The sequence below is a fragment of the Jidongwangia harbinensis genome (assembly GCF_020216025.1).
GTDB classification, from domain to species: Bacteria; Actinomycetota; Actinomycetes; order Mycobacteriales; family Micromonosporaceae; genus Actinoplanes; species Actinoplanes harbinensis.
The window spans coordinates 63,103-78,361 of sequence record NZ_JAIWNC010000042.1 but is presented as its reverse complement, the minus strand read 5'-3'; the positions used below and the strand labels follow the sequence as shown (position 1 = coordinate 78,361).

Annotated in this window: 13 protein-coding genes; 5 read left to right on the top strand and 8 right to left on the bottom strand. The window is 72.2% G+C overall.

From position 1 onward, the window contains the following. Positions 1-9 precede the first annotated feature (9 nt). Genes LDL48_RS36060 through LDL48_RS36050 form a run of 3 tightly spaced genes read right to left on the bottom strand, consistent with a single transcriptional unit; the run spans position 10 to position 2,458 of the window. Positions 10-429 (bottom strand): phage tail protein, encoded by a 420-nt coding sequence (locus tag LDL48_RS36060; protein ID WP_225259632.1) that lies wholly within the window; start codon positions 427-429, stop codon positions 10-12. A 27-nt stretch (positions 430-456) separates the two neighbouring features. After that, a complete protein-coding gene (locus tag LDL48_RS36055) occupies positions 457-2,106 on the bottom strand; it encodes a phage tail sheath family protein (protein ID WP_225259631.1) in 1,650 nt (549 codons plus the stop codon). Between the two features lie 19 nt (positions 2,107-2,125). Next, entirely contained in the window at positions 2,126-2,458 is a 333-nt protein-coding gene (locus LDL48_RS36050) for a hypothetical protein (RefSeq protein WP_225259630.1), read from the bottom strand. A gap of 161 nt (positions 2,459-2,619) precedes the next feature. On the opposite strand from LDL48_RS36050, the gene LDL48_RS36045 reads away from it, so the two are divergent. Next, positions 2,620-6,255: an eCIS core domain-containing protein gene (locus LDL48_RS36045; RefSeq protein WP_225259629.1), complete on the top strand. Its 3,636-nt coding sequence runs from the start codon at positions 2,620-2,622 to the stop codon at positions 6,253-6,255. Between the two features lie 40 nt (positions 6,256-6,295). Here the strand turns inward: LDL48_RS36045 and LDL48_RS36040 are convergent, their stop codons facing one another. Further along, a complete protein-coding gene (locus tag LDL48_RS36040) occupies positions 6,296-6,829 on the bottom strand; it encodes a hypothetical protein (protein WP_225259628.1) in 534 nt (177 codons plus the stop codon). A 173-nt stretch (positions 6,830-7,002) separates the two neighbouring features. Here LDL48_RS36040 and LDL48_RS36035 point away from each other — a divergent pair, with 173 nt between their 5' ends. Both LDL48_RS36035 and LDL48_RS36030 read left to right on the top strand, forming a co-directional pair. Beyond that, positions 7,003-9,159, top strand: coding sequence for an acyltransferase family protein (locus tag LDL48_RS36035; RefSeq protein WP_225259650.1), 2,157 nt, complete (start codon positions 7,003-7,005; stop codon positions 9,157-9,159). Positions 9,160-9,242: 83 nt separating this feature from the next. Continuing rightward, on the top strand, positions 9,243-9,662 hold the full coding sequence (locus LDL48_RS36030) for an SSI family serine proteinase inhibitor (RefSeq protein WP_225259627.1): 420 nt from the start codon (positions 9,243-9,245) through the stop codon (positions 9,660-9,662). Between the two features lie 10 nt (positions 9,663-9,672). Here the strand turns inward: LDL48_RS36030 and LDL48_RS36025 are convergent, their stop codons facing one another. Next, positions 9,673-10,881, bottom strand: a complete 1,209-nt coding sequence (locus LDL48_RS36025; RefSeq protein WP_225259626.1) for a PEP/pyruvate-binding domain-containing protein — start codon at positions 10,879-10,881, stop codon at positions 9,673-9,675. 39 nt (positions 10,882-10,920) lie between these two features. On the opposite strand from LDL48_RS36025, the gene LDL48_RS36020 reads away from it, so the two are divergent. Together LDL48_RS36020 and LDL48_RS36015 are read left to right on the top strand one after the other, a co-directional pair. Then, positions 10,921-11,343: a DNA-binding protein gene (locus LDL48_RS36020; RefSeq protein WP_225259625.1), complete on the top strand. Its 423-nt coding sequence runs from the start codon at positions 10,921-10,923 to the stop codon at positions 11,341-11,343. Beyond that, positions 11,340-11,978, top strand: a complete 639-nt coding sequence (locus LDL48_RS36015) for a transcriptional regulator (protein WP_225259624.1) — start codon at positions 11,340-11,342, stop codon at positions 11,976-11,978. Before LDL48_RS36020 ends, LDL48_RS36015 begins: the two co-directional genes overlap by 4 nt. Here LDL48_RS36015 and LDL48_RS36010 read toward each other — a convergent pair. From LDL48_RS36010 to LDL48_RS36000, 3 genes are read right to left on the bottom strand one after another with little or no spacing between them, the layout of a single operon-like run. Next, complete coding sequence (locus LDL48_RS36010; RefSeq protein ID WP_225259623.1) at positions 11,975-12,544, bottom strand: Pvc16 family protein; 570 nt, start codon at positions 12,542-12,544, stop codon at positions 11,975-11,977. The two genes, LDL48_RS36015 and LDL48_RS36010, sit on opposite strands and share 4 nt — an antisense overlap. Next, the gene (locus tag LDL48_RS36005) at positions 12,525-14,477 is read right to left on the bottom strand and encodes an ATP-binding protein (RefSeq protein ID WP_225259622.1); all 1,953 of its coding nucleotides are present in this window, start codon (positions 14,475-14,477) and stop codon (positions 12,525-12,527) included. The genes LDL48_RS36010 and LDL48_RS36005 overlap by 20 nt, the downstream gene beginning before the upstream one ends. Positions 14,478-14,483: 6 nt before the next feature. Further along, a complete protein-coding gene (locus LDL48_RS36000) occupies positions 14,484-15,041 on the bottom strand; it encodes a response regulator transcription factor (protein WP_225259621.1) in 558 nt (185 codons plus the stop codon). Positions 15,042-15,259 lie beyond the last annotated feature (218 nt).

Here is a 15,259-nt window from a genome sequence, read left to right as displayed (position 1 = left end):
GTGAGGCCATCAAGCCCTGTGGAGTCCTTCGTGGGTGATGACCACCTTCTCGGTAGCCACCTCGTTGCCGCCGGCGTCGAGTTCGGCGCCGGTCCACTTGGACACCCAGCCGCGCTCGAAGTTCCAGCGCGCGACCTCGGCCTTCATCGAGTCCTTGATGACGATGGAACCGTCCCGGCGGGCCGAGTCCACGTCACCGTCCTCGACCTGCTTGCGCCACTCCCACAGCGCCTTCGACTCGTCGATCCGGCGTTCCAGGGTGATGTCGCTCCACTTCATCGCCCCCGGAACCTTCCGGATGATCATCTTTCCGTCCTTGGTGGCTTCCTTGTACTCGATCGTCTCGGTCTCCGACTCGACGCCGGAGCACTTGCGGAAGCTGGCCATCTCCACTCCGCCGATCTCCAGGACGAAGTTGAAGGTAGTCATCAGGTCAGGCATAAAGGCCCCCTTCGATTAGTCGGTTGCGGCTCCGCCGCCCTGCCACTGGCTGATCCGGAAGATCACGAACTCGGCCGGCTTCACCGGGGCGATGCCGATCTCGACGATGAGCTTGCCCTCGTCCACCGACGACGGCGGGTTGTTGCTGGCGTCGCAGAGGACGTAGAACGCCTGCTCCGGGGTGGCGCCGACCAGCGCGCCCTGGGTCCAGAGCCCGCGCAGGAACGAGGTGATGTTGCGCTTGACCCGCTGCCACAGGTCGAAGTCGTTGGGCTCGAACACCGCCCACTGGGTGCCCCGCTGGATCGACTCCTCGACGAAGTTGAACAGCCGCCGGACGTTGATGTAGCGCCAGCTCGGGTCGGTCTTGGCGAGGGTACGGGCACCCCAGATCTTGGTGCCGTAGCTGCCGAACGACCGGATGCAGTTGACGCCCTCCGGGTTGAGCAGGTCCTGCTCGCCGTTCGTCACGTTGGTCTCGAGCCGGGCGATGCCGCGGACCGCCTCGTTGGCCGGTGCCTTCCACACGCCGCGGGCCGCGTCGGTGCGCGCCCACACCCCGGCCACGTGCCCGGCGGTGGGCACGGTCAGGAACAGCTCACCGTTGGTGGCGCCCGGGCGGGCCAGCGGGTTCGGTACCACCACGTTGGGGTAGTACAGCGCCGCGAAGGCGGAGTCGCGGGCCAGCCGGGACCGCCACTCCAGCGCGCGGGTCGCGTTCAGGCCGGGCGGGGTGTCGAGGATCGCCATCTTGTTGTGGCTCGCCTCGCAGAAGTCGATCAGCTGCTTCTGCGCACCCAGGTAGACCTCCTCGTCGAGGGAACCGTCCTCGCGCGAGGCCACCGTGATCAGATCCGGGATCGCCACCATCGTGACGTTCTCGGCGATCGCCAGGCCCTGGTATCCGGTGCGGTCGGACTCGTTGCCGGCCAGATCCGCGGGGGTGACCGAGACGGTCGACACCGGCGGCGCCTCGAGCGTGTAGCGGCCGGCCGCCGGGGTGCGCTCGGCGAGCGACGCGCCCTGCAGCGGCTGCATCTCGATCCGCAGGAACTTGGAGCGCTCGTTGACGGTCCGCTCCACGGTGCGGGTGCTGCGTCCGCTGAACTGCAGGCCGCCGAGCTCCTCGCGGAGCTGCCCGCCCTCGTAGACGCGCAGGGTGTACTCGCCGCCGCCGTTGCTGGCGGCCGCGCCGTCGCCGGAACCCTCGCCCTCGGCCGGTGCCGGCGGCGGAGCCGGAGCCACCACCTCGACCTCGAGGTGGGCGCCGGGCTGCACCGCGGCCAGCCGCATGCTGGGCGTCTGCGGGTTTTCCGCGGCGGGCAGCATCAGCGTGGGCCGGCCGCCGTCGCCGTCCTCGCCGCCGTTGGTGCCCGGAATCCGGCAGATGTACGCCGCGCTGCCACCGTTCTCGAAGAACCCGCGGACCGCGTGCGGCAGCATGGCGCCACGCACGAAGCCGCCGTACACCCGTTCGTACTGCGGCCAGCTGGTGACCAGTTGCGGTTTCACGCCGTCGGGGTCGGTGGGGTCGCCCTCGTCACGGTCGTAGCGTTCGGTGAAGCCGACGAACGCCGCCACGGCGGTACCCACCCCCTCGATCGGCATGGAGCCGCTGGGCTGCTCCTCGATGTAGACGCCTGGGGCTCCGTACGACGCGGCCATTGGGTGACACCCTTCGTCTTCAGGCCTGCACCGCGCTGGTCAGCAGCGCGGGGTCAAGGTCGGACTCGTAGAATTCGCCGTAGTGCAGCGGTGGAAAGATCCGCATGGTCGGGTGGCTCGCCGAGCAGGCGACCACCTTGACGGCGGGGAACCGGTGCACGATCACGTGCACGAGATCGGTCGTGGTGCGCTTGTCGAGGTCGAGCACGACGACGTCGGGCAGCGCCTCCAGCACCCGGGCCAGCACGTCGCTGCCCTCGGTGCCGATCAGCTCGATGCCGTCCACCCGCAGGATCTCCTCCAGTCCGAGGCGGTGCAGGGCACTGAAGTCGCCCATCAGGACCCGCGTCATCGCCGCCTCACCTTCCGACTCCGCCGCCGCCGCTGAGCGTGCCTTGTGCGGCGCTCCGGGAGAAGGTGCGGCAGTGCAGCCGAAGGTGCAGTCCGTCGGAGAACACTTGCTCGCGCGGGCGCGAGGGGCCGAAGCTGGACCGGCGAGGAGGGACGGGCCAGGTGACGTTGTCGGCGCGGCAGGAACCGCTGGGTGAGGTGCACGCGCCGGAACCGGTGCACGCGGTCGCGCGGTCTCCGCGTACCCCGTCGGTCTCGGCACCTGCCCTGGCGCCGGCCGCCGGCGGCAATGCCGCCATCCAGCGCCTGGCCACCGGCCACGGCCCGGCGCCCGCCGCGCTGGGCCTGCTCTCCGCCGGCGGAGGCCGGGCGCTGCGCCGGCTGCACGCGCCCGTGCAGCCCAAACTGAGCGTGAGCCAGCCCGGCGACCGGTTCGAGACGCAGGCCGACGCGGTCGCCGCCCAGGTCGGTCTGGGTGACGCGCCGGCCGGTCCGGCGCCCGCCGTCGCCCGGCTGAGCGCGCCGGCCGCGGCGCCCGGCGACCCGTCCGGTCCGCCCGGCCTGGAGGCGCTGCTGGCCGATCCCGGTCCCGGCGCGGCGATTCCGCCGGACGTCCGGGCCCGGATCGAACCGCACCTGGGCTTCGGGCTCGGCGCCGTGCAGGTGCACGGCGACCAGCGCGCCCAGGCCGCCGCCACGCAGCTCGGCGCCCGCGCGTTCACCTCCGGCGGGCACATCTTCCTCGGCCCCGGCGAGTCGGCGAGCGACCTCGCGCTGATGGCCCACGAGGCCACGCACGTGGTGCAGCAGCAGTCCGTCGGCGTGTTCCGGCTGCAGCGCGACAGCGACAGCCTGCTGCCCGACTTCATCATGGACGGGGTCCGCGACCTCGCCCGCGCGGTGCCCGGCTACGACATGCTGACCGTGGTCGCCGGCTACGACCCGATCGCCAACCGGACCGTCGACCGCAGCCCGGAGAACCTGGTCCGGGGCGTCATGGGACTGGTGCCGTTCGGCAACGTGGTCGCGGCCAAGCTGCTCGAACTCGGCATCCTGCAGGACGCCTTCCGCCTGATCGACGCCGGTCTGACCAGCCACAACCTGACCCTGGAGCGGATCCAGCGGGAGGTCGACCAGGCCTGGAACGAGCTGTCCATCGACAAGGGCATCGACGGCAACGTCGCGGTCATCACCCGGCGGGTCGAGGGCCTGTACAACGACGCGCTGGCGTTCGTCCGCGGCATCCTCGACGCGATCGTGCAGCTGATCCGGGACGCGGCCGTGGGCCTGGCCGAGACCTACCTGGTCGGCACGCCGGTGTGGGACCTGGCCAAGAAGGTGCTGCACCACGACCCGCTGCGCGGCACGCCGGTGGCGGCCACCACGGTGGAGATCCTGGCCGACTTCCTCAAGCTCATCGGCAAGCAGGACACGCTCGCCCAGATGCAGGAACGCGGGACGCTGCAGAAGACCGCGGACTGGCTGGACGTGCAGATCCCCCGCTTCCTCGGCCTGATCGGCGAGCTGATGGCGCTGTTCGAGGCCGGCTGGAACGCGATCCAGCCGGCCAACCTCGCCAACCTGGCCGACAACCTGAGCAAGCTCGCCCGGGACGCGGTCGGCCTGGTGCAGCGGGTCGGCGCGTTCACCGGCGAGATCATGGTGACCGTCCTGAAGCTGATCAAGGACGCGCTGCTCGACTGGCTGTCCCGCGAGGCGTCCGGGATGCGCGGCTTCCGGCTGCTCACGGTCATCATCGGCGAGGACCCGTTCACCCACCGGGCGGTGCCGCGTACCGCGGAGAATCTGATCGGCGGCTTCATCGCGCTGCTTCCCGGCGGCGAGGAGACGTACCGGAAACTCGCCGAGGCCGGCGTCATCGCGGACGCCGCGGCCCAGATCGAGGGCGCGATGTCGCGCCTGGGCATCTCGCTCGACCTGATCGTCAACACGTTCCTCGGCGTGTGGAACTCGCTGACGCTCGAGGACCTGCTGAACCCGGTCGGCGCGTTCCTGCGGGTGCTGGAGAAGTTCGGCGAGCCGCTGGGCCGCATCGTCGAGTTCGCCGGCGAAGTGATCAAGGTGGTCATCACGCTGATCCTCAAGCTGATGAACTTCCCGTCGGAGTTGCTGGGCAGCATCATCAGCAACGCGATGGCGGCCATCGAGGACATCAAGCGCGACCCGGTGGCGTTCCTGCTGAACCTGATCGCGGCCCTCAAGAGCGGCTTCCTGAGCTTCCTCGACAAGGTGCTCGACTACCTGCTGAGCGGGCTGGCCGACTGGCTGTTCCGCGGGCTCGGCGCGCTCGGCATCCAGAAGCCGCCGGACCTGTCGTTCCGGTCGATCCTGACCCTGGTCCTGCAGGTGCTCGACGTGACCGCGGACAAGCTCTGGCAGAAGCTGGGCGAGCAGATCGGCCCGGAGACGGTGCAGAAGATCCGGGCCGGCCTGGACCTGGCCGACGACGCGTTCGAGTTCATCTCCGACGTGCAGGAGAACGGCGTCGCCGCCATCTGGAAGCACATCGAGAGCCAGCTCGGCAACCTGTGGGACACGCTGCTGGGCATGGCCAAGGACTGGATCGTCACCACGATCATCGAGAAGGCCACCGCGAAGCTGCTGTCCATGCTGGACCCGACCGGCATCATGGCCGTGGTCAACAGCGGCATCGCGTTCTTCAACGCGGTGCAGTCGGTGATCGAGTACGTCCGGGAGATCCTGCAGATCGTCAACGACTACGTCACCACGCTGGCGGCGGTGGCGGCCGGCAACATCTCGGCGGGTGCCGCGAAGGTGGAACGCGGGCTGGCGAACGCGATCCCGGTGGCGATCGGCTTCCTGGCGAACCAGGCCGGGCTGGGCAACGTGCCGGAGAAGCTGGTGGAGCTGATCGGGCAGTTGCGGGAGTTGGTGGACAAGGCGCTGGACTGGCTGTTCCAGCAGGCGATGCGACTGGGGCGGGCGGCGCTGAACGCGCTCGGTGTGGGCCGGCCCGCAGACGCTGCGGAGAATCCGGCCGCAACGACGGAGAACGTCGCGCCGTTTGACGTTGACGGCTTCGACCACAAGGTCTCTCTTGAGGGCGGCGCCCTGATCGTGTCGAGTACGCCGCAGCCGGTCCCACAGCTGGTGGCCAACATCCTGGAAGCGGTATGGCCACCGCGCGAGGCACAGGCCCGCCAGGTTGCCGCCCAGATCTACGGGGTCCTACCCAGCATCGCCACCACGGTCGACCCCACCCAGCGCCGGATGCTGCTCGGCGTCCTGGCCGGTCTGATCAAGCGACTCGTCATGATGATGGACTACAAGAAGCTGCCGAATGCCCGCAGCAAGAGCGTGGGTACGGCCTGGTATGACATCAACGGACAGCGGGGCACCGTCGCCGCGGTCAGTGGCAGCGGAATCGACCAGCCGGTCTCCCGGAGCGGGCAGGCCGAGGAAGTCGAGTACGAGCAGGGCATGAACCTGTTCTTCAGCAGCCTGATCCTGCCGTCGAAGAAGTCGATCCGGAAGGGCGCCACTCCCGCGATGGTGCCCCGGCACACCGACAGCGAACTCAAGATCCTGGAGTACGTCGCCCAGAAGTTCACACCCCGGGCAGCAGCCGGCACCGACTACGCCCGGAACACCGAGCGGTACGACGACGTGCACGGGATGGTGCAGATGCACACCGACTACCGGATGTGCGAGTCGTGCGCATTCGTGGTCGCCCAGTTCCAGCGCTTGTTCAACGGGAACGTCGTCGTCAATCCGGAAGTCGGCGTAGAGCCGCACGCCGCCGCACTCATGTCCTGACCACCTCCGCAAGGAGGGGGTGCGGGCGGGTGCCGTCCGCTCAGCCGACCGGCTGGCACTTGTTGGCGTTGCCGACGTCGCGGGCCTCGCGGGTGAACGCACCGGCGGCGTAGCGGAAGCGGTACGTGAAGTTCAGGTCCGCGCAGTTGCCCTCGCTGGTCTCGTCGACGCCGTACGCCTCGACCACCACGGTGCCGTTGTCGACCGCCACCTTCGTCACCCACGGCCGGTCGGTGGCGCCGACGTCCTCCAGCAGCACGCCGAGCCGCCGGCGCTTGTCCTCGGCGGAGCCGAACACCTCGACCGTGGACGGCCAGTACGACGTCGACGGCTCGCAGGTGCGGGCCACCACGGTGTCCGGCTCCCTGTCGCCGTCCACGTCGCCGGTGGCCACGTGCTGGACGATGACCGGCTGGCCGGGGTTGGGGCACGCCTGGACCCGCGTGCTCCAGTCGATCTCCTCGGCCGGCTCGCTGCTGTCGGCGGTGCACCCCGCGGCGGCCAGGCATGCTGCCGCCAGTACGGCACCGGCCCGGGCCAGGGTCGGACGCCGGCGGACTCCTGTCGAGACCATGATCCCCGCTCTTCGTCGGGCGGCCACCGGGTCGGGCCGCTCCGCCGCTCACGGTAAGGGTTCGGGTGCGGCTCCTCCAGGGTGGGGCCGGTCCGGCGGGTGGCCCGACACGCGAGGCAACTAGTCCGATATGTAGCATTGGCCGGTTTAGCGATTAGTGTGCCGCTGTGAACATGACTCACCGGGACACCGGCCGGGACACGGAGGCCGACCGCCGCATCCCCTATCGCGGCGACATCCAAGGGCTACGCGCGGTGGCCGTCGTACTCGTGTTGTTGTCGCACGCGGGCCTGGACTTCCTTCCCGGCGGCTTCGTCGGGGTGGACGTCTTCTTCGTCATCTCCGGGTTCCTCATCACCGGGCTCCTGGTCGCGGAGTGGGACCGCACCGGCCGGATCTCGCTGACCGGGTTCTACGCCCGGCGGGCCAAGCGCCTGCTGCCGGCCGCCGGGCTGGTCCTGGTCGTCAGCATGCTGCTCACCCTGTTCTTCCTGCCGAGGACACGCTGGGCGGAGACCGGCTGGGACGTCGTCGCCAGCGGCCTGTACGCGATGAACTGGCGGCTGGCCGAGCAGGCGGTCGACTATCTCGCCATCGGGGACGCGCCGAGCATCCTGCAGCACTACTGGTCGCTCGCGGTCGAGGAACAGTTCTATCTGGCCTGGCCGCTGCTGCTGCTCGCGGTCGGCTGGACCGCCCGCCGGCGCCGGGGCCGCGATGCCGGCCGTCCGTGGACCGGCCGGCCGCGCGGGCTGCTGCTCGCCCTCGCGCTGATCGCCGTCCCGTCGTTCGCCTGGTCGGTCCACCTCACCGCGTCCGACCCGGCCCGCGCGTACTTCGTCAGCACCACCCGGATCTGGGAGCTGGCGCTGGGCGGCGCCCTGGCCCTGCTCGGGCACCGGCTGGCGCGGCTACCCCACCGGGTCGCCGCCGGCCTGGGCTGGGCCGGACTCGGCGCGATCGTCGCCGCCGCACTCTGGATCACACCGGCGACGGCGTTCCCCGGCTACCTGGCCCTGGTGCCGACGCTCGGCGCCGCCGCCGTGATCGCCGCCGGTACGGCCCCGGCCGGCCCCGGACGGCTCCTCGACCGGCGCCCGATGCGCGCGATCGGTGCCCTGTCCTACTCCCTCTACCTGTGGCACTGGCCGCTGCTGGTCACCGCCGAGGCTCGGTTCGGCGAGCTGAGCGTGACCGCCGGGCTGGCCGTGGTCCTGTTCTCCGTGCTGCCGGCCGCCGCCACGTACCACTACCTGGAGAACCCGATCCGGCGATCGAAGCGGCTGGCGCTGCACCCGGTCCAGGCGCTGCGGCTGGGACTGATCTTCACGGCCGTGCCGGTGCTGGCCGGGCAGATGTTCCAGTTCACCGTCTGGCCGCCGCGCCCGGCGCCGGACGCCGGCATCTCGTGGGCGGCCACCGTTCCCGGAGCCGCGGGACCGGCGACACCGTCCGGCCCGCCGGGTGCCGCGGCCCTCGGCGGCAACCCCCGGACCAGCCGGGCCGGCGTGCCGGTCGACAAGGTGCCCGGCTTCGTGCCGGACGCACTCGCCGCGAAGGACGACCTGCCCGACGTACACCGGGACGGGTGCTTCTCCGACACCACCAAGACCGCCGTTCTGACCTGCGTGTACGGGGACCGGAACGCGGACTTCACGGTGGCCGCCGTCGGGGACTCGCACGTCGGCAACTGGTTCCCGGCGCTGCAGGCGGTGGCCGCCGAGCGGAAGTGGCGGCTGGTGACGTACCTGAAACAGGCCTGCCCCTTCCTGGACCTGGAGATCTCCGTGCTGTTGCGGCCGGCGCCGGCGTGCACCACCTGGAACCGCAACGTGCGGGCGGAACTGACCGGGGCGAACCGGCCCGACGTGCTGCTCACCACCGGCGCGTTCTACCTGCCGATCCGCGACGGCAGGCCGATCAGCGGACCCCCGGCGCACGACGTCACGGTCCAGTCCATGCGCCGGACCTGGACCGCGATGACCGACGCCGGAATCCGTACGGTGGTGCTGCGCGACACGCCGCATCTCGACGTCCGGGTCGCGGAGTGCGTCTCGGCGAACCCGAGGAAGCTGACCCGGTGCACCACCCCCCGGGAGGTCGCGGTCGGCGCGAGCGCCGCGTCCGCGCAGGCGGAGGCGGTGCGCGGGCTGCCGAAGGTGGCGATGATCGACCTGACCGACGCGATCTGCCCGGCCGACCGGTGCGCTTCGGTGATCGGCGGGGCGCTGGTCTACCGGGACAGCAACCACCTGACCGCGACCTACGCCCGCACGCTCACCCCGCGGCTGCGCACCGCACTCGACCGGGTGATCGGCGCCCGGCCGTAGACCGCGCGGCCGATCCCGCCGCTGGGCACGCAATGCAATGATGTTTGTCAATGTGTTGCACCATCGCTCACGGAGGACCCCACATGCGCATGATCCGCCTGCTCGCCGCCACCGTCCTGGCCGTCGTCGCCGGAGGTCTGGTCGCCGCCGCACCGGCCACGGCCGGCCCGGAGCAGACCGTCCTGGCGATCACCATCACCCCGCTGCCCGGCGGCATGCCGAGCACACCGCGGTACGCCGTGCTGACCTGCGACCCGGCCGGCGGTACCCACCCCAAGGCGGCCCAGGCGTGCGACGAGATCGCGGCCGCGGGCGGCGACATCGCGGCGGTACCGCCGAACCGGACCATGGGCTGCCTGCCGGTCTGGGAGCCGGTCACGATCGCCGTCCGCGGCATCTGGCGCGGCACCGCGCTGGACTACGCGGCCACCCAGGGCGCGGTGAGCTGCGCGATGATCTCGCACGGGGCGGTCTTCATGATCCCGGCGACTCCGCTCGGCTGATCCGCCGCCCTCAGCGGTCTCGCTCCGGGTGAACCGTGCCGGCGTCGCCGTCGACCACGACGGTCTGCCCGTCCCGGAGGGTCGCCATGGCGCCCACCGCGCCGAGCACGGCGGGGATGCGATGTTCCCGGGCCACGATCGCGGCGTGTGACAGCACCCCGCCGATCTCGGTGACGACGGCCGACGCGACGGCGAACAGCGGCGTCCAGGCCGGATCGGTGAAGCGGCACACCAGGACGTCGCCGGCGGTGACCCGGCCGAAGTCACCCGGCCCGGCGATCAGCCGGGCCGGGCCGGTCGCGATGCCGGCACTTCCGGGTACGCCGGCAAGCACCGCAGCACCACCAGCGCGAGCCGCCGCCCCACCACCGGCCGGTGCGGGCGGTGGCGCCGCCGTTATCGGGCGGGCCTGCAGCAACCAGATCTCGCCGTCCGCCAGCGCCCACTCGACGTCCACGGGCGCGCCGAACAGCCGGGCCACCTCGCGGCCCGCCGCGACCAGCCGGCTCACCTCGGCGTCGTCCAGGCAGGGCCGCCGCCGGTCCGCGGTCGGCACCGCCCGGGTGACCGTGCCCGCCGGTGCGCGGTCGATCCGGGTGTGCTTGTCCCCGGTGGTGTGCCGGGTGACTCCGGTCGGCGACACGGTCCACGAGTCCGGCGTGACCCGGCCGGACACCACGCTCTCGCCCAGACCCCAGGAGGCTTCGACGCGCGCGGCGTCCCCGGTGAACAGCACCCCGGCCACGTCCGCGTCGACGTGGCGCTGGACGACCACCGCCATGGCCGGGTCCGCGGGCAGCCGCCGGGCCCGGCGGTACGCGACCGCGCCCGGCGACCACAGCGAGCCCCAGCACGAGCGCACCTTCGCCGTGACCGGTCCAGCCCCGACGACGCCGAGGAAGCTGTCGTGCTGCCCGGCCCCGGATGCGGCGGCAGTGTCCTCCGTACTCCCCGAGGATCGCACCGCGACCGGCGGGTCGCCCCGCGCGGCCAGCCACCGCGCCACCTCGCCGTGCAGACCGGCCGGCAGCGGCCGGGTCTCGACCCGCCGGCGGGCGTCCGCGGCGGAGAGGTCCAGCCCGGCGACCGCCGCCCGGTACGCGTCGAGCGGGACTACGAATCCGGCCGGCACCCGCGCACCGGCACGGACCAGGCGCCCCAGGGAACCGCCCTTGGCACCCCCGGTCCCCGCCGTCGCCTCGCGCAGATCCAGGATCACCCGCACCACCTTCAACAGAATGTTGACAACACTTCGTTGATGATGCACGGTCGGTACGTGCCGGACAACCACCGACTCGACCAGGCCGCCGCTCAGCGCGAGCGGGCCGCGCGGGAACTCCTGACCGGGCTGGGCGCCGGCCGGCTCGATCCGCGACCGTGGCGCCCGCCGCCGGTGCCGCCCTCGGCCGTGGACCTGATCCAGTTCTTCCTCTGGTGGTCGGGCCGGCCCGACCACGGCGACGACGCCGACCGGCGCGCGGCCGCGGTGGCCGCGCTGGAACTGCTCCCGGCGGCCCGTGCGGAGCTGGACCAGCTCGAAGCCGGTCTGCTGTTCACCGCTCGAGGGCTCGACCTGACCTGGGCGCAGACCGCGCAGGCGCTCGGGCTGCACTCCCCCCAGGCGGCCCAGCAGCGCCTGGACCGGTTGCTGTCCCGCCAGGAGCGGCGGAGCGCGCCGTGAGCCGCACCTCGCCGCCGGACCTGCTGGTCCTGCACGCGGTCCGGCTCGGCGGGATGGCCGGCAACCGCGCCGTGGCCCGGCGGTTCGGACTCGACCCGGCGGCCACCGACGAACTGCTGCTCGATCACCAGGCGTACGGGTGGGTGACCTGGTCCGAGTTCGCCGGCTCCGGCGGCTGGTCGCTCACCGGGCGCGGCCGGGCCGAGAACGAGCGCCGGCTCGCGGCCGAGCTGCGGGAGGTGCCCGGCGGCGACGCGACGGTCCGCCGGGTGCACGCGGCCTTCCTGCCGCTCAACGGGCGCCTCCAGCGCGCCTGCACCGACTGGCAGATCCGCCCGGCGCCCGGCGCGCCCCTGGCCACCAACGACCACCGGGACCCGGCCTGGGACGGCCGCGTGCTGCGCGAGCTGGGCACGCTGGCCGCCGAGGTCGCCCCGCTGGTCGCGGAGCTGACCGCGACCCTGGAGAGATTCCGGGGGTACGACACCAGGTTCGCCGCCGCCCTGGCCCGCGCCACCGCGGGTGAGCCGTCCTGGGTCGACCGGTCCGGCGCGGACTCCTGCCACGTGGTCTGGTTCGAGCTGCACGAGGACCTGATCGCCACGCTGGGCCTCAGCCGCGGCGGCGGAGGCTAACTGACGCCGGTGGTGCGTACCGTGATCCGCTCGGTCGGCGGGCCGGCCGACGCCCGCAGCGCCGCGTCCAGCGTCACCGTCACCACCAGGTCCAGGCCGGGCTTGAGCTGCCCGCCCAGCGCCGACCAGAAGTCCGAGTTCTCGCTGCCGTCGCCGGACCGCAACCGCAGGCCCGGCAGCGGCCGCACCTCGGCGAACACGCCCTGCAGATGCTCGGCCGGGATCACCGGATGCAGCAGCAGCGCGGACAGCACGTCGCCGAGCAGCGAGTGCTCGTCGCGTACCTCACTGGTCCAGGCCGTCACCAGATAGCGGCAGTCGATCCGCGGCAGCGGGTCGCGCCGGAACCGCCGGCCGTCCGCCTCCTCGACGATCATCTCGCCGAAGTCGCGCTCGGTGAGGTTCGGCCGGATGTCCCACAGGTAGAGGTCCACCGTCGGCCGGGAGGAGAGCGCGGCGGACCACTCGCCGTCCGGGGCGTCGAACGCGACGTCGACGTCGCGGGCCGGCAGCGGCACCACGGACCGCAGAAACGCCTCGAGCGTCTCATCGAGCAGGTGCAGCATCGACTCCCCTGTTCACCAGATCGAAGTAGCGCTCGAATTCCTTCTCGGTGCGCAGGCGCCCGAGCTTCTGGAACTCCCGTTTCACGCTGAGCACGGCGTGCCGCATGGTGATCGGGCTGTCCTCGGCGGCGGCCAGGAACGCCGCGCCGAGCGCCGCGTTGCTGATGATGCCGCCGGTGATTTTGAACTGCCGGGCCAGGAAGTCCAGGTCCAGGTCGGCGGTCGGCGCGGTGGGCGGGAACGCGCGGGCCCAGATCGCGCGGCGTTCCGGTTCCTCGGGCGCCACGAAGTCGATCGCCACCGAGATGCGGCGCAGGAACGCCGGGTCGATGTTGCGCTGCAGGTTGGTGGCGAGCACCACCAGGCCGTCGTACGTCTCGAGCCGCTGCAACAGGTACGCCACCTCGATGTTGGCGTACCGGTCGTGCGCGTCGCTCACCTCGGACCGCTTGCCGAACAGCGCGTCCGCCTCGTCGAAGAACAGCACCAGGTCGCCGGCCGCCGCCGCGCCGAAGATGCGTTCCAGGTTCTTCTCGGTCTCGCCGATGTACTTGCTGACCACCGCGGACAGGTCGACCTTGTACAGATCGAGGCCCAGGTGGCCGGCCACCACCTCGGCGGCGAGCGTCTTGCCGGTGCCGGACGGGCCGGCGAACAGCGCCACCACACCGACCGACGGGAGCGGGCTGAACTGCCACCGGCCGTACACGGTGTCGCGGCCGCGGTGCCGGGCGGCGAGTTCGCGCAACTGGCTGGCCTCGTCGGCCGGCAGGATCAGGTCGTCCCAGGCACGACGGGGACGGATCCGCACCGCCACGCCGTCGAGGTGACCGCCGGCCAGCCGGCGTACCGCCGGAGCGATCTGCCCGGAGTCCGCGGCGGCGGCCGCGGCGACCAGCCGCAGCTGTTCCCGGCTGAGCCGGTACGCCGGGTCCGGCCCGGTGCCCAGCGCCTGCTGCCAGTCGTCCGCGTCGGCCTCGCCGTCGTCCACCCGGACCTCGCGCCACGGCCGGTCCGGCACCGACTCCAGCGGCTGTTCGCCGGTGGACGACAGCACCCAGTCCAGATGCCCGGCCCGGGTGACCGCGTCGCGTCCCGCCGGGCTCAGCGGCGCAACCAGGTCGAGCACCACGACCAGGTTGCCGATGGTGGCTTCGCGGACCACCGCCTCCCACTCCTCCGGCGTCGCCGGCGGTGCGCAGGTGAGCAGTCCGGCGCCGGGCCGGTGGGCCCGGACCGCCCGCAGCCGGCTCATCCGGTCGCCGCCGTGCACCAGCAGCAGGCCGCCGGGCCGGCGCGGCGAGGCGGCCGCGGACACCGTGGTGCCGGGCGGCAGCTGCGGGTCGGGCGAGGCGTCACCGCGCAGATGCCAGACCAGCCGGGCGGCCGGTTCACCCACCAGAGTGGCCCAGGGACCGTCGCCGCCCAGCCGGACCAGCCCGGCGCGGCGCAGCCGGGAGGCGGGGGCGAGCGCGCGGTCGCCGACGTGGTCCGGCTCGACGAAGAGCCGGGCCAGCGTGGACAGCGTGACCCGGGGCAGCTGGACCGAGTCCTGCACGTACGCGACCAGCCGCTGCCGGGCCGGCGACAGCTCGACCGCCAGCAGCAGCGCCAGCACCTCGGCCTCGCCCGCCGGCAGATGGGCGGTGCGGACCACGGTGGCGAACCGGGACCTGCCGCGCAGCGACGCGGCGAACGCCTGGCGTGCCGCGTCCACCTGCTCGGCCAGCCCGGCGCGGACCCGGGCGGCGCGGTCCGGTCCGGGCCCGTCCAGGCCGGGCAGCGCGGCCAGGACGCGGTCCACCTCCTCGTCGGCGACGTACAGGCCGGCGAAGTCGCGCGGCGGGCGGCCCTCGGCGAGCCGGCAGATCAGGGCCTCCCGCTGGAGCAGCGTGTCGGCCAGCGTGGCCCAGGGTTCCGCCGATGCCACCATGGCCGGTCAGATCACCCCTTCGCGGGTGGCCACGGCGACCGCCTGGGCCCGGGTTCGGCAGTTGAGCTTGGTGAGCACGTCGTGCACCACGTTCTTCACGGTGCGCTCGGAGAAGCAGAGGTCCTCGGCGATCCCGCGGGTGTCCAGGCCGTCCGCGAGCAGCCGCAGCACCGAGCGCTCCCGCGGGTTGAGTCCGGTGGGGCCGAAGTGGGACGTCTGGGTGACGTGCAGCAGGAGACGGTTGAGCATGTCGGCGGGCATCGCCACGGTGCCCGCGACCACGGCGCGCAGGCTGGCGACGAGCGTCTCCGGCGTCAGCGTCGTGTGTGGCAGGACGGCGCCGACCCCGGCGTCCACGATCTCCCGGACCGCCTGTTCACTGACGTCGCGCACGGTGGCGACGAGGCGGGTGGGACCGCCGTCGGCCAGCCGCACCGCGCGCCGGAGCGTCGGTCCGGCGTACTCGAACACGAGGATGTCGAGCCCGGTGAGCACCGGAACCGGTGCGAGCGTGGCGCTCTCGCCGCGGACGACGAAGTCCGCGCTCTGCAGACACGCCGCCATCCCGCGTCGGACGATGGCATGACTGTCATCGATCCAGACCGTCGGCGGCCGTTGCGAAGGCATGTTTCCCCCTGGTAGGCGGCGCCCCCCGCCGCACGCCTGGACATGATGCGCCCCGCGAGTCGATCAGAACAATAGCTCTTTCGGCTGTGTCGGTGATCCAACTCGGACGGGTAATAATGCATTCTTAGGGTGCAAGATGAATGGCTGCTATACAC

Excerpts from the sequence above, each read along its gene's own strand:
- LDL48_RS36060 (WP_225259632.1), bottom strand. The coding sequence starts at position 429 with ATGACTACCTTCAACTTCGTCCTGGAGATCGGCGGAGTGGAGATGGCC.
- LDL48_RS36055 (WP_225259631.1), bottom strand. The coding sequence starts at position 2,106 with ATGGCCGCGTCGTACGGAGCCCCAGGCGTCTACATCGAGGAGCAGCCC.
- LDL48_RS36050 (WP_225259630.1), bottom strand. The coding sequence starts at position 2,458 with ATGACGCGGGTCCTGATGGGCGACTTCAGTGCCCTGCACCGCCTCGGA.
- LDL48_RS36040 (WP_225259628.1), bottom strand. The coding sequence starts at position 6,829 with ATGGTCTCGACAGGAGTCCGCCGGCGTCCGACCCTGGCCCGGGCCGGT.
- LDL48_RS36035 (WP_225259650.1), top strand. The coding sequence starts at position 7,003 with ATGACTCACCGGGACACCGGCCGGGACACGGAGGCCGACCGCCGCATC.
- LDL48_RS36030 (WP_225259627.1), top strand. The coding sequence starts at position 9,243 with ATGCGCATGATCCGCCTGCTCGCCGCCACCGTCCTGGCCGTCGTCGCC.
- LDL48_RS36020 (WP_225259625.1), top strand. The coding sequence starts at position 10,921 with ATGATGCACGGTCGGTACGTGCCGGACAACCACCGACTCGACCAGGCC.
- LDL48_RS36010 (WP_225259623.1), bottom strand. The coding sequence starts at position 12,544 with ATGCTGCACCTGCTCGATGAGACGCTCGAGGCGTTTCTGCGGTCCGTG.
- LDL48_RS36005 (WP_225259622.1), bottom strand. The coding sequence starts at position 14,477 with ATGGTGGCATCGGCGGAACCCTGGGCCACGCTGGCCGACACGCTGCTC.
- LDL48_RS36000 (WP_225259621.1), bottom strand. The coding sequence starts at position 15,041 with ATGGCGGCGTGTCTGCAGAGCGCGGACTTCGTCGTCCGCGGCGAGAGC.